The 19,696-nt window shown below is 62.4% G+C and carries 13 protein-coding genes and 2 pseudogenes; 11 read left to right on the forward strand and 4 right to left on the reverse strand.

The features are described from left to right. Window positions 1-23: 23 nt before the first annotated feature. From hemQ to ACTAQJ_RS00335, 8 genes and pseudogenes are all read left to right on the forward strand, one after another. Window positions 24-725, forward strand: a complete 702-nt coding sequence (gene hemQ, locus ACTAQJ_RS00300) for a hydrogen peroxide-dependent heme synthase (protein ID WP_216924089.1) — start codon at window positions 24-26, stop codon at window positions 723-725. Continuing rightward, window positions 722-1,945 (forward strand): ferrochelatase, encoded by a 1,224-nt coding sequence (locus tag ACTAQJ_RS00305; protein WP_498699941.1) that lies wholly within the window; start codon window positions 722-724, stop codon window positions 1,943-1,945. Before hemQ ends, ACTAQJ_RS00305 begins: the two co-directional genes overlap by 4 nt. Continuing rightward, window positions 1,942-2,929, forward strand: a pseudogene (gene hemC, locus ACTAQJ_RS00310) (hydroxymethylbilane synthase). The gene ACTAQJ_RS00305 and the pseudogene hemC overlap by 4 nt, the downstream one beginning before the upstream one ends. A gap of 110 nt (window positions 2,930-3,039) precedes the next feature. After that, window positions 3,040-3,825 carry a uroporphyrinogen-III synthase gene (locus ACTAQJ_RS00315; protein ID WP_498699942.1) on the forward strand — a complete coding sequence of 262 codons (786 nt, stop codon included), beginning with the start codon at window positions 3,040-3,042 and terminating at the stop codon, window positions 3,823-3,825. Then, window positions 3,822-4,799, forward strand: a complete 978-nt coding sequence (hemB, locus tag ACTAQJ_RS00320; protein WP_498699945.1) for a porphobilinogen synthase — start codon at window positions 3,822-3,824, stop codon at window positions 4,797-4,799. Before ACTAQJ_RS00315 ends, hemB begins: the two co-directional genes overlap by 4 nt. Next, complete coding sequence (locus tag ACTAQJ_RS00325; protein ID WP_498699949.1) at window positions 4,799-5,926, forward strand: LLM class flavin-dependent oxidoreductase; 1,128 nt, start codon at window positions 4,799-4,801, stop codon at window positions 5,924-5,926. The genes hemB and ACTAQJ_RS00325 overlap by 1 nt, the downstream gene beginning before the upstream one ends. 53 nt (window positions 5,927-5,979) lie before the next feature. Continuing rightward, window positions 5,980-7,299, forward strand: coding sequence for a glutamate-1-semialdehyde 2,1-aminomutase (gene hemL / locus ACTAQJ_RS00330; RefSeq protein WP_498699951.1), 1,320 nt, complete (start codon window positions 5,980-5,982; stop codon window positions 7,297-7,299). 145 nt (window positions 7,300-7,444) lie between these two features. After that, window positions 7,445-8,725 carry a glycoside hydrolase family 3 N-terminal domain-containing protein gene (locus tag ACTAQJ_RS00335; RefSeq protein ID WP_498699953.1) on the forward strand — a complete coding sequence of 427 codons (1,281 nt, stop codon included), beginning with the start codon at window positions 7,445-7,447 and terminating at the stop codon, window positions 8,723-8,725. A 142-nt stretch (window positions 8,726-8,867) separates the two neighbouring features. On the opposite strand, the gene ACTAQJ_RS00340 is transcribed toward ACTAQJ_RS00335, so the two are convergent. From ACTAQJ_RS00340 to ACTAQJ_RS00355, 4 genes and pseudogenes are all read right to left on the reverse strand, one after another. Next, window positions 8,868-9,605: an amino acid ABC transporter ATP-binding protein gene (locus ACTAQJ_RS00340; protein WP_431115782.1), complete on the reverse strand. Its 738-nt coding sequence runs from the start codon at window positions 9,603-9,605 to the stop codon at window positions 8,868-8,870. Next, window positions 9,602-10,366, reverse strand: a complete 765-nt coding sequence (locus ACTAQJ_RS00345) for an amino acid ABC transporter permease (protein WP_431115781.1) — start codon at window positions 10,364-10,366, stop codon at window positions 9,602-9,604. The genes ACTAQJ_RS00340 and ACTAQJ_RS00345 overlap by 4 nt, the downstream gene beginning before the upstream one ends. 12 nt (window positions 10,367-10,378) lie before the next feature. Continuing rightward, complete coding sequence (locus ACTAQJ_RS00350) at window positions 10,379-11,329, reverse strand: ABC transporter substrate-binding protein (protein WP_431115780.1); 951 nt, start codon at window positions 11,327-11,329, stop codon at window positions 10,379-10,381. A gap of 322 nt (window positions 11,330-11,651) precedes the next feature. Further along, a pseudogene (locus ACTAQJ_RS00355) lies at window positions 11,652-12,361 on the reverse strand (3'-5' exonuclease). A 66-nt stretch (window positions 12,362-12,427) separates the two neighbouring features. On the opposite strand from ACTAQJ_RS00355, the gene ACTAQJ_RS00360 reads away from it, so the two are divergent. The 3 genes from ACTAQJ_RS00360 to ACTAQJ_RS00370 are packed head-to-tail and all read left to right on the forward strand — an operon-like array spanning window position 12,428 to window position 19,685. Further along, entirely contained in the window at window positions 12,428-12,844 is a 417-nt protein-coding gene (locus tag ACTAQJ_RS00360; protein WP_431115778.1) for an MGMT family protein, read from the forward strand. Further along, window positions 12,841-16,158: an ATP-dependent helicase gene (locus ACTAQJ_RS00365; RefSeq protein ID WP_498699956.1), complete on the forward strand. Its 3,318-nt coding sequence runs from the start codon at window positions 12,841-12,843 to the stop codon at window positions 16,156-16,158. The genes ACTAQJ_RS00360 and ACTAQJ_RS00365 overlap by 4 nt, the downstream gene beginning before the upstream one ends. Further along, entirely contained in the window at window positions 16,155-19,685 is a 3,531-nt protein-coding gene (locus tag ACTAQJ_RS00370) for an ATP-dependent helicase (RefSeq protein WP_498699958.1), read from the forward strand. Before ACTAQJ_RS00365 ends, ACTAQJ_RS00370 begins: the two co-directional genes overlap by 4 nt. Window positions 19,686-19,696: the final 11 nt, after the last annotated feature.

Consider the following 19,696-nt stretch of genomic DNA (forward strand, 5'->3'; position numbering starts at 1 on the left):
CTGGCACGGGGCAAACTTGAACCATGAGCCACACTTCTGCCGAATCTGTCACTAAAACTGCTGGAACCGAAGAGCAGTTCTTTACGCTCTGGACCGTCTTCAAGCGCTCGGCCGACGTCCTGCGCAGCGGCGATGCTGCCCAGGAATTTGAAGCCCTTGAAGGGAAGCTCGCCGAAGAAGGCGTGACCCTGCGGGGCAGTTACGACGTTTCCGCCATGCGCTCGGATGCCGACATCATGGTGTGGCTCCACGGATCAAAGCCGGAAGACCTTCAGTCAGCGGTCCGTTCCATTCGCCGCAGCAAGCTCTTCGCCGGCACCGAGATCGTCTGGTCTGCCATGGGCGTCCACAGGGAAGCCGAGTTTGCCAAGAGCCACGTCCCGGCCTACGCGCGGGGCGTCGAGCCCAGCACCTGGCTGTGCGTTTATCCGTTCGTCCGCTCCTACGAGTGGTACCTGCTCCCCGCGGAAGAACGCGGAAAAATGCTGCGTGACCACGGAATGCTGGGCCGGGAGTTCCCGCAGGTCATCTCCAACACTGTTTCCTCGTTCGCGCTGGGTGACTGGGAGTGGATCCTGGGCCTGGAGGCCCCTGAACTCGTTGACCTCGTTGACCTCATGCGCCACCTGCGCGCAACCGACGCCCGCAACCATGTCCGCGAAGAAATCCCGTTCTACACAGGCCGCCGCGTGACTGCTGCCGAGATTGCAGAGGTCCTCGCATGAGTGGCCTTGCCGTCTCCACCACCCCCAACCAGGTCACCGAGCGTGGTCGCCAGGAAGCAAAGCAGTACGACGCCGTGCTCCTTGCATCCTTTGGTGGTCCTGAAGGCCAGGAAGATGTCATTCCCTTCCTCCGCAACGTCACCCGTGGCCGTGGCATCCCGGATGAACGCCTTGAAGAGGTCTCACACCACTACCGTGCCTTTGGGGGTATCAGCCCCATCAACCAGCAGAACCGTGAGCTGAAGGCCGCGATCGAGGCTGAGTTGGCCAAACGCGGCATTGAGCTTCCGGTCCTGTGGGGCAACCGGAACTGGGACCCGTACATCGCTCCGGTCCTGCAGGACGCCTACGACGCCGGCCACCGCCGGATCCTGATGCTCACCACCAGCATCTACTCCTGCTACTCCAGTTGCCGCCAGTACCGTGAAGACATTGGCATCGCGCTGACCGAAACAGGGCTGGACGGCAGGCTCGAGGTGGATAAGATCCGTCAGTACTTCGACCACCCCGGCGTTGTGCAACCTTTCCTTGAAGGTACCGCCGCCGGCCTCGAGGAAATCCGCGGCAAGTTGATGGCTGCCGGCGAATCCGATCCCGATTCAAAAATCCGGGTCTTGTTTGCCACCCACTCCATCCCCACGCGCGACGCCGAAGCAGCCGGCAGGTCCGAGGACGAGCCGCGCGAGTTCGCAGAAGGATCTGCCTACGCGGCACAGCACCTGGCAAACGCCCAGGCCATCATGGATGCCGTTGCCCCGAACGTGGCCTGGGACCTCGTGTATCAATCCCGCTCCGGAGCACCGCACATTCCTTGGTTGGAACCGGACATCAACGATCACCTCGAAGAAATCGCCCCCGAAGGCGTGCGCGGCGTTGTGATCGTTCCCCTCGGCTTCGTCAGTGACCATATGGAAGTTGCCTGGGACCTGGACACTGAAGCCCTGGAAACCTGCAGGAACCTTGAGATGGAAGCCACGCGCGTCCCCACCCCGGGAACGCATGCAGCCTTTGTTTCCGGGTTGGTTGACCTGATCTGTGAACGCACCCTGGATAACAACATCGCCGAGCGTCCCCACGTGACGGACCTTGGTCCTTGGTACGACGTCTGCCGCCCCAATTGTTGCGAAAACTTCCGGGGAGCAAAGCCGGTTATTGCCGAGGTCGGCTCCACTATCGGCGTCGGGCATGAGGCTTACACCTCCTCGGAGGTCAGCAAGTGAGCATCCGCATTGGCACCCGGGCCAGCAAGCTCGCGCTGACCCAGACCCAACAGACCGCCGATCAGCTGGCAGCCGTTGGTGGTTTCCCGGTGGAGCTGGTGCATATCAAGACCGAGGGCGATGTCAGGACCGGCTCGCTGTCACAGATGGGCGGCACGGGTGTCTTCGTTGCGGCCCTGCGCGATGCCTTGCTTGCTGAGACCTGCGATGTCGCTGTTCATTCTTTGAAGGACCTGCCCACGGGGGCTGCAGTTGGATTGAGCATCGCCGCTACCCCCAAGCGCGTGGATGTCAGGGATGTCTTGTGTGCCCGGGGATGGCCTTACCCTTGCCGAATTGCCCGGCGGCGCCAAGGTAGGTACGGGTTCACCCCGACGTGCTGCACAGCTAAGGGCGGCGCGGCCTGACATCGAGGTGCTGGATATCCGTGGAAACGTGGACACGCGCCTCGGGCGCGTCCCCGGACTTCCCGGCAATGTCACCGACGAAGTTGTTCCCGGCAAGTCCTGCGACCTGGACGCCGTAGTGCTCGCTGCGGCCGGGCTGGAACGGATGGACCGGCTGGACACCGTGAGCGAGTTCTTCGAGACGGATGTCATGTTGCCTGCCCCCGGTCAGGGTGCGCTGGCCATCGAATGCCGCACGGCGGACGCCCCGCAGGTGGAAGGCTCCAATGGTGTTCTCGCCCAGGCTCTCGCTGCATTGAACGACGACGACACCCGGCTTGCCGTGACAGCTGAACGTGCCGTCCTGGCCCGGCTCGAAGCTGGCTGTGCCGCGCCGGTTGGCGCCTACGCCTTCAGGAAGGGCAGCATGCTGCACCTTGAAGCCGTCGTCTGCGCCGTTGACGGCACCAAGACTGTGCGCGAGAAGAAAGCCACTGATGGCCTGACCGAAGTAGGGGCGACGTTGCTCGGCATTGAAGTTGCGGAGCTTCTGCTCGCTGCTGGTGCCGCGGAGATCGCGGATCTTGCAGCGTCCTGATGTGACTCAAGCATCGGCTTTGGCAGGTCGGCGGGTTCCTGATTACCAGGAGCGCCGACCGTGCCCGGCCACTTGCTTCGCTCCTGCACACGCTCGGAGCGGAGCCCTTGGTGCTTCCCCTCATCGATTTCGAGCGCGCGGAGGATCAGGCTTCCCTCGACGCCGCCCTGGACCACCTCTCCGCTGGATATTTTGACTGGATGGTGATCAGCAGCATCACCACCGTGCGTGTCCTGCTCGAAAAGGCTGCCGAGCGTGGCACGCTTCCGGCAAACCTCGTGCCGTCGCGGACGCGCGTGGCCACGATCGGTCCGTCCTCACGGAGGATCCTGGAAGCTATCGGCCTGACCGTCTCACTGGCACCCACTGACCTTCAATCTGCCGAAGGCCTCGTCGCCCTATGGGAACCGGCTCCGGCACGCGTTCTACTCCCGCAAGCCGACATCGCGGGCCCCAGCCTGCATGATGGATTGGCCGCCAAGGGTGCAGACGTAACGTCCGTGACCGCCTATCACACGGTGGACTACCCGGCCCGGGCGGGACTGCGCCTCGAAGCCGAACTGCCCGCCGCCGTCGTGCAGTCCGGCAGTTCTAGCTCCGGCAGTGCTGGTTCCCGTACCGGACAGCCGCAGGAAGTGACTCCCTCGGAAGCCCGCGCTGCCATTGACGCCGGGATGCTGGACGCCGTCGTGGCCGCTTCCCCGAGTGCCGCCCGGAGGATTGCGGAGACCCTCCTGCCGTTGGGCAGCTGCCGATTCATAGCCATTGGACGTCCGACGGCGGCAGAGGCCACCCACCTTGGAATCACCGTCGGAGCCACCGCTAAAGAACCTACCCCGGACGGCATCGCGGCCGCCTTGGAAACAGTATTCGCCAACGAAGGGAACCCCAGATGAGCTTTCCGAACCACCGTCCCCGCCGCTTGCGCACAACCCCGGCGATGCGCAGGCTCACGGCTGAAACACGTCTGGCCCCCGCAGACCTCATACTTCCGGCCTTCATCCGTGAGGGCCTCAGCGAGCCAAGCCCCATCAATTCGATGCCCGGCGTCGTCCAGCACACCACCGACACTCTTAAGCGCGCAGCCGCGGAAGCCGTGGAACTGGGCGTGGGCGGCATCATGCTGTTCGGCGTACCGGAGGTTCGGGACGCACGGGGCACCGCATCCTTGGACCCGGAAGGTGTCCTGAACAAGGCGATCCGGGACGTCAAGGCCGAAGTAGGCGATGACCTGGTGATCATGGGCGATGTCTGCCTGGACGAATTCACTGACCACGGACACTGCGGCGTTCTGGATGCCGAAGGATATGTGGACAACGATGCCACCTTGGAGATCTACGGCCAGATGGCCGTTGCCCAGGCGGAGGCGGGCGCCCATGTCTTGGGACCTTCAGGCATGATGGACGGACAAATCGCCGTCATCCGCCAGGCATTGGAGGATTCCGGCCACAAGAACACCGTTGTCCTGGCCTATGCCGCGAAGTACGCCTCAGCTTTCTACGGTCCGTTCCGTGAAGCGGTGGACTCCCAGCTGAAGGGTGATCGCCGAACCTACCAAATGGATGCAGCCAACCGTCGCGAAGCCATTCTCGAAGTGGAATTGGACCTTGAAGAAGGCGCCGACATGGTCATGGTCAAGCCAGCCATGAGTTACCTCGACATCCTCGCGGATATTGCGGCTATGAGCCCGGTGCCCGTCTCGGCCTACCAAATCTCGGGGGAGTACGCAATGATCGAAGCGGCCGCTGCCAACGGCTGGATCGATCGGGGCGCCATCACGGAGTCGGTGCTCGGCATCAAGAGGGCCGGAGCCGATACCGTCCTGACCTACTGGGCCTCCGAACTGGCAGGCTGGCTGAAGGAGTCCTGATGACCGCCGTGCCTTCCGAATCGGGATTTCCGTCCGCATCCGCGTCTGCATCCAGGGCTGACTCCGACCCCACCGCACCGGTGGGCGCTGCAGAAATCCTGCTCGGCCTGAACACCTTCGGGGACGTGGGCCTCGATGCCGACGGTAATCCCAAGGAGCACGCCCAGGTCCTGCGGGAGTTGCTTGAGGAAGCAAAGCTGGCTGACGCCCTGGGCATTCATGCTTTTGGCGTCGGAGAGCATCACCGCCGCGATTTTGCTGTATCTGCTCCCGAGGTCTTCCTCGCGGCAGCTGCCGCAGTGACATCCCGGATCCGGCTCGGATCGGCAGTGACGGTGCTCAGTTCGGACGATCCGATCCGGGTCTTCCAACGTTTTGCCACTGTTGACGCGATCTCCAACGGCAGGGCAGAGGTCATGTTGGGCAGGGGCTCATTTGTTGAGTCCTTCCCGTTGTTCGGACTGGACCTTGCAGACTACGACGTCCTGTTCGAAGAAAAGCTTGAACTGTTTGACAAAGTACGGGCCCAGAAGCCGGTTCATTGGGAAGGGCGGACCCGCCCCAACGTGAACGGACTCCAGATTTACCCGCGTTTGCAGCACCATTTGCTGCCGGCATGGATAGGTGTGGGTGGGACGCCTGAATCTGTCTTGCGGTGTGCGGAATATGGCTATCCCATCATCTTCGCGATCATCGGGGGAGAGCCCCGCCGTTTCGCTCCGCTCGTCAATCTTTACCGTGACGCGATGGCCAAATACGGTCACCCCATGCGACAAATCGCAACCCACTCGCCCGGGTTCATTGCAGACACTGACCAGGATGCCCGGGAAGAACTCTTTCCGCATTGGCTGGAGCAACGCAACAGAATAGGCGCCGAGCGCGGCTGGGGTCCAGGAAACCGGGGGGAATTCGACGCAATGTGCGGCCCGGAGGGCGCACTCTATGTGGGTTCTCCTGAGACTGTGGCCCAAAAAATCGTCCTGCTCAAGCGCAACCTCGGCGTGGACCGCTTCGACCTCAAATACAGCAACGGCACCCTGCCGCACGGATCCATGATGCGCTGCATCGAGTTGTACGGCACCGAAGTGGCCCCAAGGGTCGCTGAGCTGCTGGCGAACGCCTCATAGCTGCGCTCCTGAATCACCGAAGACGCTTTTGAATGACTGAAAGAATAGGAACCATGACTTCAAACACCCCTGTGTCCGACCAGCTTTTCGATCGAGCCCAGTCCCTCATGCCCGGCGGAGTGAACTCGCCCGTGCGTGCCTTCGGATCCGTTGGCGGCACTCCGAAATTCATGGTTTCGGCCAAGGGCGCCTACCTCACAGACGCCGATGGCAAGGAATACGTGGATCTCGTCTGCTCGTGGGGCCCGGCACTGCTAGGCCACGCCCACCCCGCCGTTCTCGAGGCCGTGCACGCTGCTGTGGACCGAGGCCTGTCCTTCGGAGCGTCCACCCCGGATGAGGCCAACCTTGCCGAGATCGTGAAGGAGCGCGTGTCCGCCGTCGAACGCCTGCGCATGGTGTCCACGGGCACCGAGGCCACGATGACGGCGGTTCGCCTCGCCCGTGGTTTTACCGGCCGCAACCTGATCATCAAGTTTGCCGGGTGCTACCACGGCCACCTGGACGGCCTGCTGGCAGCAGCAGGTTCCGGCCTCGCGACGTTGGCCCTCCCCGGTTCGGCCGGCGTCACGGCAGCCACCGCCGCTGAGACGCTTGTTTTGCCCTACAACGACCTCGCAGCTGTCGAAGCTGCCTTCGCCAAGCACGGCAACAACATCGCGGCCGTGATCACCGAAGCTGCCCCGGCAAACATGGGTGTCGTCACCCCGGGCGAGGGCTTCAACGCCGGGCTGTCCCGCATCACCACGGAACACGGGGCGCTCCTCATCCTGGACGAAGTCCTCACCGGTTTCCGCACCGGTTACGCAGGCTACTGGGGACTCACGGGCCGTCAGGAAGGATGGGCGCCGGACCTGCTGACCTTCGGCAAGGTCATTGGCGGCGGAATGCCGACGGCGGCCCTCGGCGGACGTGCCGACATCATGGATTACCTTGCACCCGTTGGTCCGGTGTACCAGGCAGGCACGCTGTCAGGAAACCCTGTGGCCATGGCTGCCGGTGTCGCAACGCTTACCCATGCCACGCCCGACGTTTACGCCTATGTGGACGCCCGTTCGCTGGAGCTGTCCGCTGCTCTTTCCTCGGCACTTGATGCGGAAGGCGTGGACCACTCCATCCAGCGTGCAGGCAACCTGTTCTCGGTTGCATTCGGTACCTCGCCCCGCGGTGTGCACAACTACGATGACGCCCAAGGCCAGCAAGCTTACCGTTACGCACCGTTTTTCCACTCGATGCTGGACTCCGGCATCTACCTGCCGCCATCAGTCTTCGAAGCATGGTTCCTGTCCGCGGCGCATGACGACGCTGCCATGAACAGAATCGTTGACGCACTCCCGGCTGCTGCGAAGGCTGCAGCCGCCGCGATCGCCTAAGTCCGCGGTCGCCTGGGTCAAGGACAACGCGGTGCCCCGGCCGTCTGCTCGAAGCAGGCTGGCTGTTCGAAGCAGGCTGGGGCACTGCGACTTCCCGAGGTAGGCTCGTAAGGGAAACCCAACCCCAACGAATTCACGGTTTACCATGCGCAAGATCCAGTCAATTGCATCCCTTGGTGTGAGGGCCGCGGCGGCCGGAATCCTCGTCACAACGGTGCCTGGTTGCTCAAGTGGAAATGAAACCGCCACCCCCACAACTGCACCGGTTACGCCGTCTGCAACTACCTCTTCGCCGACGAGCACCCCTGTTCCGGGCAAGTCCACTTCCGGGACTTCAACCGAACCCCAGGACTCCCGGGCACCTTCGGCAGCACCCACCCGTGAAGCACTGTCCACGGCGCAACAACAGCTTGCCAGGCTAAGCCTCGAGCAGCGTGTCGGGCAACTCTTCATGGTTGCCGCGAAGGCGACAGGTGCGGAGCCGGGCACCATGGAAGCACTCACCAAATACCACGCAGGCAACGTCTACTTGAGTGGTCGCAGCAAGGCCGGGACTGCTGCCACAGCTGCCGTCGTGGCCTCCCTGACCGGGACAGTTTCCGCCGAAACTACCGGTGGGCTGCCTCTCTTCGTGGCCACCGACCAGGAAGGTGGATACGTCCAAGTCCTGGCTGGTCCGGGTTTCTCCGCCATTCCTGCCGCGTTGGTGCAAGCCGGAGCTGGTCCCGCGAAGCTGCGGGCAGACGCCACCGTTTGGGGGAAGGAACTCCGTAGCGCTGGCGTCAACGTCAATCTGGCTCCGGTCCTTGATACTGTGACGAGCCCTGAATTCGCGCCGTCCAATGCACCCATCGGACAATTCCAACGCGAGTACGGATTTGTGCCGGGGCAAGTGTCCAACCTTGGAAATGCTTTTGCCCAAGGCATGAAGGATGCGGGGGTTGCACCGGTCGTAAAGCACTTCCCAGGACTCGGCAGGGTAGTTCCCAACACCGATGTCAGCCAGAACGTCAGGGACAATGAAACTACGCGGAATGATCCCGCCCTGGAGCCATTTCGCACAGCCATGACGAACGGCGTGCAATGGGTCATGGTGTCCAATGCCTACTACGACCAAATCGACCCCGCCAACATTGCGCCGTTCTCGCCCGTGGTGATGGGGCAGATGCTTCGCGCGGACGCTGGCTTCAAAGGCATTATCCTCTCGGATGACGTCTGTAGTGCAGCACAGTTGAAGCCGTGGGCCATCGCAGACCGCGCCATCAACTTCTTCGCAGCGGGCGGCACGATGCTGGTTTGCGCGGACCCGGGAAGCATTCCCGCTTTGTATGACGCCGTACTCCAGAAAGCACAGTCCGAGCCGGATTTCCGTACCAAGGTAGATGCTGCGGCCTTGACGGTGTTGTCGGTGAAACTCGGGAAGTAATGCTGGAAACAAGTCAAGGGGGCGGAGACTGGCCGGTGCCTCACCGCAGTTGCGCTTAATGCAGGAAACCCCGCTCCCTGACTTTTCACCACTAGGGCGACCGTCTGGAGGCGGGGACTGCTGTTTGGCTGCCTTACGGGGACTAGAGGACGTCCGAGAGGAAGCCTTGGAGCCGCTCTGTCCGGGGGCTGTTGAACAGCTGCTCCGGCGGACCGGATTCCACAACTACGCCAGCGTCCATGAACGTCACCACGTCTGAGACGTTGCGGGAGAAGCCCATCTCATGGGTAACCACCACCATGGTCATGCCTCCCTGCGCGAGATCGGTCATCAGGGCAAGTACGCCCTTGACGAGTTCCGGGTCCAGCGCGGAAGTGGCCTCATCGAAGAACATAACCTCGGGCTTCATGGCAAGCGCACGGGCAATCGCTACGCGCTGTTGCTGGCCACCCGAAAGGTTGGCAGGGCGGGCATCTGCCCTGTGTTTGAGGCCGACCAGGTCCAGTTGGGCCAAGGCCTCCTCTCGCGCCTGTTCCTTGGACAGTCCACGAATCTTGCGCAGCGCCAGGGAGATGTTCTCGGCCACAGTCTTGTGGGGGAAGAGATTGAACTGCTGGAACACCATGCCGATGCGACGCCGGAGCTCGTCGGGATTGTCCTTGAGGACGGAACGGCCGTCCAACAGGATGTCGCCCTGGTCCGGTTCGATGAGCCGGTTCATCACGCGGAGCAGCGTTGACTTGCCTGAACCCGAGGGGCCGATGACCGAAGCCGTGGTGCCCTTCTCAACGTGCAGGTCGATTCCCCGCAGGACATGATTGGTGCCGAACGACAAATGGATGTTCTTTGCCGTCAACGTGCCTGATGTAAATTCACTCATGCGTGAGCTCCCTTCCCGACGACCGCCGCGGCCTCGTCCGGTTCTTTCTTTTCAGGCCTGCCTGAACGGAAGCGGGCATCAATCCAGTTCACGAAGTGCGTGAGCGGAATCGTGAGTACCAGGTAGAAGATGGCCGCAGCCACATACGGCGACAGGTTGCCATTGGTGGCGGCCGCGTCCTTGCCGATCTGGAAGATCTCGCGCTCCGTGGCCAGCAGGCCAAGCAGGAAGACGAGGGAGGATTCCTTGATCAGGGCAATGAATTGGTTGACCAAGGCAGGAAGCACCCTGCGGATGCCTTGGGGAACCACTACCAAGCGCATGGATGCGCCGTAGCCGAACCCCAAGGCGCGGGACGCTTCGAGCTGTCCCTTGTCCACGCTCTGGATACCAGAGCGGAAGATCTCGCCGATGTAAGCTCCCGACATCAAAGACAAAGCTGCGATGGCCATCGGGTAGGGGCTCGTGGAACCGGTCAGTTCACGGATGATGGGACCGAATCCGAAACCGATGACCAGAATGGTCAGCACGGGCGGAAGTCCGCGGAGGACGTCCGTATAGATGCGTGCAATCCATCGGGCAGCGGCGTTCCGGGAAATCCCCATCAGGGCCAGGGCCATGCCCAGCAGGGTCCCGATGATGCCCGAAATGACAGCGAGCACCAGGGTGTTCGGCAGGCCGACGGCAAACATCTTGGGAATGACTTCGCCCATCGCTTCCCAGTCAAGGAAGGTGTCAGCTAGTTGCTTGAGGATATCCATGGAACGCCCGGGTTACTTGGCCGGGATCTGGACGGCCTTGCTGCCCGGCTTCCAGCCCTGCGGAGTCTGCTCGGCCGCGGTGGGACGATCGGTGTACCACTGGGAGGTGAGCTTGGTCCACGTACCGTCAGCAATGACGGCGTCCAGCCCGGCATTCAGTGCATCGAGGAGGGGCTGGTTGTCCTTGTTCACGGCGTAAGCGGTGAAGTTCTGCGTGTTGACAACCTTTTCGGCGATCTTGGTACCGTCGCCGTCCTTGACCTGGCCGGAAGCCTGCTGGGAGGGAGCCACCCAAGCGTCGATCTGACCGTTCTTCACGTTGCCATAAACGGTGTTGTAGTCAGGGAAACGCACGGGCTCGAGCTTGAGCGTGTTGGTGACATAGTCATCCTGAACGGTGCCTTGGACGACGCCGATCCGGACGCCTTCCTTGAGGTCGGCGAAGCCGGTGACCTTGGCGTCGCTCTTGGTTACGACGGCCATGTAGCCAAAGTCGTAGCCGTTGGTGAAGCCGACTGTCTTGCGACGGGCATCCGTGGTGGAGATCGAGGAGGATCCGACGTCGAACTGCTTGTTTGCTACCTGCGAGAGCAGGGCGGAGAAGTCAGTGGACGCAAACTCCACCTTCAGGCCAAGCTTGTCGCCGATGGCGCGAAGGAGTTCGTTGTCATAACCGGTGAACTTGCCCGAAGGATCGATGAAGATGTTCGGCGGTGCATCGGACAGGGTGCCGACACGCAGGGTGCCATCGGTGACGAGGCCCAACTTGGACTTGTCGATCTTGTCCAGCGCCGTGACGTCCGCGGTGGTGTACTTGTCCAGCGTCTGCTGGTCGCTGCCGGCAAGGGCATCGGTGGGCGAGCCGCTGGGCTGGGAGGTTCCTCCGCCGCATGCTGCCAAGGAGATCACCAGGGCCGCTGCTACGGGCGCAGCAGACAGCCACTTGAGGGCTTTGAATTTCATGAAGAAATCACTTTCGTCGGGTCACAGAGACGTTCGCGGTGGGCGGGGAACGTGGCAGCAAGTATGGGGATGGCTGCCCTAGCAGACTTCAACCCGCCAAACTTAATTATGTCACCAGCCCACTGAAGCGCGGTGAATCGAACAACTGATTGCTCTGGCTCGTTTTTTCCGAAGAAAGTTCCTGCTTCGAAGCCTGATCTCCCGAACTATTCCGGCGATGGGCAAAGTGGTGGAATCCCTGCGCACAACGCTCGTGCCCGGGGACTTTCGGAATTCGTGTGACTTGCGTCCCAACTGCGGGTCGCCCGTGCCGGAGCCTGCCTCAGAAGCCGCCTCGACTGGCGTCCTCGGGCGGCAGCACGGGCCACTCGCCTTCGATGACAGCGGTGGGCTTGCTTCGCCGCAGATACTGCTGGAAGTCAGCAGCTTGGGATGCTGCCCAGTCCACCTGCAAATGGTGCAGCTTGGAGGCAGGCATTTGCAACTTGGGGAATTTGCCAGCCATGGCATCCAAAACGCGCAGCGTCGCCAAGGCGTCCGCAGCGGAGGTGTGGGCATTGTCCAGAATCACACCATATTCCTCGCATAAAGCTGTCAAGGTGCGCTTGCCCTTGCGGTACCGGTCCACCTGCTTGTTCATCACATAGGGGTCCAGCACCGGGAAACGGGTCAATTGCGGGACACCATGCCGTGCGGACTCGGCAGCGAGCACCGTGAAGTCGTAGCTGGCGTTGAATGCAATGACCGGCGTGTCGTCGTCGAACAATTTCTGAAGAATGGCCGCTACCTCGCGGGTGACCTCGGCCGCCGGGCGGCCTTCAGCGCGGGCTTTCTCCGTAGTCACTCCGTGGACCTCGCTGGCCTCCAGGGGAATTTCCACCCCGGGGTCCGCCAGCCATTCATGCTCTTTGATGAGCTGTCCGTGCGCATCCACCACAGTGATTGAAGCCGTGACGATGCGGGCGGAACGGGAATTCTTCCCAGTGGTTTCGAGGTCGAAGGCAGCGCGGGGAGGGTATTCCAGGAGCTCATGTTTTCACGCTACCGGCTGGCACCGACAGTACTGGGCACGACACTCCTGCGGCTACGCTGGAGCACATGCGGATGGAGTATGTGACGGCGGTACTGGCTGTCGTGGACCTTGTTCCGCCCGGCACGGCCGTGTCATATGGCGACGTCGCAGAGCTCCTTGGAGCCGGCGGACCCAGGCAGGTGGGCGCGGTGATGAGCCACTACGGCAGTTCCGTAGCTTGGTGGCGTGTCCTTCGGGCAAGCGGGGATGCCCCGCCCGGCCACGAAGCAGAGGCCCTGCGCCATTATGTGCTGGAGTCCACGCCGTTGCACGGCGCCTTTGAGGAATTCCTGCGGACAGGTGAGGGCCGCTGGCGCGTGGACCTAGGCACTGCACGATGGGCGCCAACGGATGCTGATTTCGATCTTATTGATGTGATCTCGGACCAGTTGGAGCGTCAGCTCCATATTTTGTCAGTGCCCGATGATGAAATGACTGTGTGACCGCATCAGCTACCAAAACCCGCCAAGCCCCGGCGGCCCTTCGCCTGCTTCCGCCGCGCGAGATCCACTACGCGGCACCTGACATGTCTCCGGACCAGCGTGCGGTTGTGTCAGTCAGGCAAGGAGGCGGACCTGTCCTGGTCCCTGGAGGCCCGGGCACGGGAAAGTCCACAGTGCTGGTCGAATCAGCGGTCCGCCGTGTTAATGAAGACGGCGTGGATCCCGAACGGATACTTATTCTCGCTCCTGGGCGGCACGCCGCGGCCGCCTTGCGGGATACCTTCACCGGTCGCCTGGACAGAAGCCTCAGTACGACGCCGGCACGCACTTGGGCGTCGTACGCCTTCGACGTCATCCGGCGGGCCAAAGCCGAAGGCGTCCTGCCTTTGCCCCGGCCGCCCAAGCTCCTGTCCGGACCGGAACAGGATCTGATCATCAAGGAGTTACTGGAGGGCCATTCCCGCCCGGGGCATCAGTTGCCCTGGCCCGAAGACCTCTCCGCAGCACTGCCCACCCGTGGCTTCCGCCACGAGATCCGCCAATTATTTGATCGCATTATCGAGTCCGGCCGCACTGCAGAGGACCTGGTGGGGCTCGCCTATGAATGTGGGCGTCCGGATTGGATGGCAGCCGCCGAGCTCTACAGTGAGTATCGGGATGTTTTGGACCTCCGAATGCCCGAGGCCTTCGATCCCGCGGGGATCATCACCACGGCGCGCCAGATTTTTCAGGACTCGCCCGCTTTCCTGGCCGCTGAGCGTGACCGGCTGCAGCTGATTCTCGTGGACGATGCCCAGGAATCCAACCCTGCCGTGTTTGAACTCCTCGCGGATATTGCCGAGGGCAAGGACGCCCTGGTTACATATTCGCCTGACACGGTGGTGCAGGGCTTTCGCGGAGCGCGGCCTGACCTTGTCGCTGAGCTGCCCTTGCTTCTGGAAGGAAGGCACGGGGTTCTTGAGCGGCCATTGTGGACCACGCATCGTCATCGCCCCGAGGTGGCGCAGGCCTGGACAAGGGTTGCCGCACGTATCTCCCAACGATCCGGGGGCCAAAGGGCGCGGCGCCTTGAACAGCCGGAGTCCATCGAAGGCGTTCAGGAAATCAGCAACGGTGGGCGGGTGGAAGGACATGTGCTGCCTTCTCCCGTCCATGAACTCCGGTATGTCGCACAGCGGATTCTGGAAGCGCAGTTGCGTGAGGGCCGGGACTTTGGCGATATTGCGGTCATTGTCCGCAATGGTGGATTGATCTCGCAGCTCCAGCGCTACCTCAACGGACAGGGAATTCCCGTGCGCGTTCCTGTGGCTGATTCTGCAGTCCGGGATGAGGTGGCCGTCCGGCCCCTCCTGGAGGTCTTCGCCGTCATCCTTGATCCGGCCAAGCTCACTCCTGAAACCGCTGTTTCCCTCCTGACTTCGCGCATTGGTGGAGCCTCCGCCATTGAGCTGCGCCGCCTCCGGCAATCTCTCCGACGCGAGGAGCTACTTGGCGGCGGCGGACGTTCCAGTGACGGTTTGCTGGTGGAGGCGTTGCTTGAACCGGGAGCGCTGACTTCGTTGGGGATTGAAGGCAACCCTGCCCGACGACTTGCACGGATGATTGCTGCCGGCACCGCCGCAGCAGCCGAGCCAGGGGCCAACGCGGAATCCGTCCTCTGGGCGCTATGGCACGCCACCGGCTTGGCTTCGCGCTGGTCTGCCGCCGCGCTGGAAGGAGGGAGTGCCGGGGCCCGCGCTGACCGCGACCTTGACGCCATGATGGCGCTGTTCCACACAGCGGAGCGTTTTGTGGATCAACTGCCCGGCTCCGGCCCTGAACAGTTCCTCGATTACTTGTTGAACCAGGAACTTCCGATGGACACCCTTGCGGCGAGGGCCCAGCTTGAGGAATGCGTGGAAATCATGACTCCCGCCAGCGCTGCGGGCCGCGAATGGCCTGTGGTGATCGTGGCCGGCCTCCAGGAAGGTGTTTGGCCGAACACCCGTCTACGCGGAGAACTCCTGGGCAGTACCCTGTTTGCTGACGCCGTGGAGCATGGAGTTGACTACGCGCTGGGCCGCGGCCCCCTCAGCAGGCTGAGGGATATTCGCTACGACGAACTCAGGAGTTTCTCAACTGCGGTCTCACGCGCCAGGGAGGTCCTCATCTGCACGGCTGTCTCTTCCGAGGACGAACAACCTTCGGCCTTCCTGGATTACGTCGCACCGTTGGCTTCTGGCGAGTACCGGCGCGACTACACCCCGGTGGATCGTCCGATGACTCTGCGCGCGCTGGTGGCTGAATTGAGACAGCATGCCCAGGTTGATGATCAGGACGCCAACGGAGAGTCGTCGACCGCGCGCGAGGCAGCGCGTGTGCTGGCTCGCCTCGCCTCGGTTGATCCACCAGTCGCGGGAGCGCATCCGGATACCTGGTGGGGTTTGGCTCCCTTGAGCTCCGAGGAAGCGGTGGTCCCGGCGGGAGGCACTGTATCGGTATCGCCATCCAAGGTGGAGGCCGTCCACAAGTCCCCACTGGACTGGTTTGTGCAAGCGGCAGGGGGTGAAGCTGCCACTGACTTCGCGCGGAGCCTTGGCACACTGGTCCACACCATTGCACAAGAGCTGCCGGACGCTTCAGGTGCGCAGTACGTTGCGGAACTCGTTCGCCGCTGGCCCACGCTTGGAATGAAAGACAACTGGGAAGGAAAGCTGGATTACCAGCGCGCGGAACTGATGGTTCGTAAATTGGCCCAATACGTACTTATCATGCGCAGCGAGGGCAGGAGCCTGCTGGCGGTGGAGCGCGACTTCGAAGTCCAACTTCCTGACGTCCACCTACGTTCTGCACGTCTGGATGAGGATGCGGATGATTCCACCGCCACTCGGCACGCTGTGCTTCGCGGACAGGTTGACCGCTTGGAAATCGACGCCGAAGGCCGTTTGGTGATCGTCGATCTTAAGACCGGGAAACGCCAGCCGGGCAAAGCGGAAGTAGCCAGGCACCCTCAGCTGGGGGCGTACCAGGCTGCCGTGCTCAAAGGTGCATTTGAGGAAGCGGGCAAGCTTGGGGATATCGGCAACCCTGTTCCCGGTGGGGCCGTCCTTGCACAGCTGGGAACCAAGACCAAAAGCCCCGGGGTTCAACAGCAGGATCCGCTCGAGCCCGACGACAACTGGGCAGAGGCTTTGGTCAACGAGGCCGCTGAACTCATGGCCGGCGCAACGTTCGAGGCCCGGCACGATCCGAGCAAAGGGGGACACGGTGGACATGGCTGCCGTCTACCCGATATTTGCCCACTGTGCGCCAGAGGAAAGCAGGTCACTGAATGACTACCGATCTTCTTGAAGGATCCGAGACCAGGGACGCCGGAATCCTGGATGTGGAGTCCGGGCTGCCTGTTCCCAGGTTCTCCCCGTCGGAGTTGGCAGACATTCTTGGCGAAAAGAACCACCCCACCTCAGAGCAGGCAAGCATCATTGCTTCCTCGCTTACGCCGCGGCTTGTGATTGCCGGCGCGGGCTCGGGAAAGACCGCCACCATGGCGGATCGCGTGGTGTGGCTCGTGGCCAATGGTTGGGTCCGGCCGGAGGAGGTCCTCGGCGTGACATTTACCCGTAAAGCCGCCGGCGAGCTGGCCAGCAGAATCCGGACAAAACTGGCCACCCTCCAGCGAATAGCGAATGAGGACGATGGCAGCATCGGCTTCCCGAAGGGGCTTCTGGGTGCTGATGACCTCGAGCCAAAGGTGTCCACCTACCATTCGTACGCGAGCGGAATCGTTTCGGACTATGGATTGAGGTTGGGCATCGAGCGGGACGTCGTCCTGCTGGGTGGGGCCCAGTCGTGGCAGTTGGCAAGCGAGGTTGTTGAGGCCTACGACGGCGAATATGAGCATTTCACCGCGGCAAAGTCGACGCTCGTCAATGCCGTCATCCAGCTCGCCGGCGAATGCGCGGAACACTTGCAGGACCCCGCCACCGTCCGCGACTGGGTGCTGGAGCGCGTTCAGTCCTTCGAACAACTCCCTTATGTGGCCGGCGCAAAGAAGAACCCGACGCAGGCGGCAGGCGAGCTCGCTGCCATGCTGCGCACCCGGGCCAGCGTCGCAGATATGGTTCTCCGGTACCAGGATGCCAAACGACAAAGGGGAGTGCTGGATTTCGGGGACCTCGTGGCCCTTGCGGCCCGTATTTCGCGGGAAATACCGTTGGCTGCGGCCACTGAGCGGGCACGCTACAAGGTGGTGCTGCTGGACGAGTTCCAAGACACATCGCATGCTCAGCTTGTCTTGTTTTCGCGCCTTTTCGGCCTCGGCCATGCCGTTACCGCGGTAGGGGACCCCAACCAGTCGATCTACGGATTCCGCGGTGCCTCGGCGGGGCAGCTCTTCCACTTTGTGCAGGAGTTCCCTGTGAGGCAGAACGATCAAGAGTCAGGCGGCGAGGCCTATTCTGTGGCCCCAACGTCTTACCTGACCACGGCTTGGCGCAACGGCCGGAACATCCTGCAAGCGGCCAACACGATTGCGGCCCCGTTGAACAAAGCCGCGGCCACCGACGGTCCGGCAGGGGAGAGGGGGAATGTCAGTGGCGTTGCTGTTCCGCCCCTGGTGCCGAGTCCGGCCGCGGCCGAAGGCAGCGTTGTTATCGGTCGCTTTGGCACTGACGAAGACGAGGCTGGCGCTATTGCCCGCGTCATCCGGCGGTACCAGAGGACCGTCTTCGAGGAAGAGAAAGACGGTACTCCGGTCAAGCCAACCATGGCGGTTCTGTGCCGGCGACGTGCGCAGATGGAATGCCTTCGGAGGGAATTCGAACTTCAAGGAATTCCCTACGAGATCGTCGGCCTCGGCGGTCTCTTGGACACTCCTGAAATAGTGGACTTGGTGGCGACACTGCGGGTTCTGGCTGATCCTGGCCGTTCCGATGCTTTGATGCGGCTTCTCGCTGGAGCACGATGGCGCATTGGACCAGCGGACCTTATGGCCTTTAATGATTGGTCCCGTTTCCTTGCCAAGCGGAGGTCAGGACCTGGCAATCCTCTTGAGGTCGCCGACGAAGACCCGGCTGCTGTCGTGATGGAAAGCGATATCACTGACGCCGCAAGCCTCGTGGAAGCCCTGGACTTCCTGCCGCGGCCGGGCTGGACATCCGGACATGGGAGAACGCTGAGCCTTTCAGCCCAGCAACGATTGACCAGGTTGTCGGAGGAATTGCGCTCCCTTCGAACGTACATCGGGGATGACCTGACTACACTGCTCGGCGAGGTTGAACGTGCCATGTTGCTGGATATCGAGGTGGCGGCAAAGCCGGGAGTGAGCATTCATCAGGCACGGCGAAACCTGGATGCCTTCCAGGACGCAGCCGCCGGATTCCTGCAGACCTCGCAGCGGATCGACCTCCTGGCATTCCTGTCCTGGCTGGAAGCGGCGGCCTCCGAAGAGGGTGGCCTGGATATTGCCCCTCTTGAAACCAACCGCGAAGCAGTCCAACTCTTGACAGTCCATGCCTCCAAGGGGCTGGAATGGGACGTCGTCTTTGTCCCCGGGCTCAACGCGGGTTCCTTCCCCAGCAACAGGGACTCACGGTGGAGCAGCGGCGCAGCTGCCTTGCCGTGGCCGTTGCGGGGTGACCGAGCCGATCTGCCGCAGTGGGATCTTGACCATCAGGACCAAAAGGGTTGGCTGGACGCAGAGAAGGACTTCAAATCGGACGTTCAACATCATGGCGAAGCCGAGGAACGCAGGCTTGCGTACGTCGCCTACACGCGGGCCAAGTTCGTTTTGATGGTGTCCAGCTCCGCGTGGAATGGGTCCAGGTCCGGTATGGCAGGGATGTCGTCGTTCCTTTCCGAGCTGGCGCCACTCGCGGGAGTGCCCTCCTCGTCCGGGGACGCCCTCGCCGTCGCGGCCGGGCGGAGCGTTGTGGTCCACCCTGAGTCAGTAGACGAAGAATCACTGCCCGATAGCAGTCCGCTCACAGCAACGTTGGAAGTGGCTCAATTTCCGTATGATCCACTCGAAGGCCCGTCCGATCCCCGTACCGGAGCCCGCATCAGGCTCGTGCCCGGCCGCCGTGCCGCCATGGACCGGGCTGCAGCCCGGGTGCTTGAATTCATGGAGGAATCCGCTTCCCAAGCATCACCGCAAGCGTTGACAGGCAACCCGGGGCGGTGGTCACACGAAGCCCAGCTGCTACTGGATCGCCGGCTCCAGGGAAAGCTTCATCAGGACGTGCACTTGCCCAGCCACATCTCGGCGTCCCTGTTCGTTGACCTTGGCGCAGATCCTGCAGCGGTGCTGGCCCAACTGCGCCGACCCGTGCCCCGGGAACCAGGCATTTCGGCCCGAAAGGGCACAGCCTTCCACGCCTGGGTGGAGGAGTACTTCGGAACAACCGGCATGTTGGACATCGACGAAGCACCTGGCTCGGATGCCCATATTGACGAAGCGTACGGCTTGGATCACATGGTTGAAGCGTTCAAGCAATCCGAGTGGGCGCATCGGGCTCCAGCCTTTGTGGAAGTGCCTGTGGAAACGAGGATCGGTGACGTGGTGGTCCGCGGACGTATCGACGCCGTTTTCCGCGACGCGGACGGGCGCTGGCAACTTATCGACTGGAAAACAGGTCGCCGGCCTGCAGGCAAACAGCTCGCAGCGAGAGCCGTGCAGTTGGCTGTGTACCGTCTTGCATGGGCGCGGTTGAAGGGCGTTCCCCTGGAGGAAGTCAGCGCGGCGTTCTATTACGTCGCGGAGGATGCTGTCGTGCGCCCGCATGACCTTGGCAGCGCCGAGGAACTCGAGCAGATCATCGGCAAGGCCCTCAACAACGATCCCACGGGTGGGAGCTCCAAATAGAAGGAGTCCTG

It is taken from the genome of Arthrobacter sp. alpha11c, from assembly GCF_054149985.1.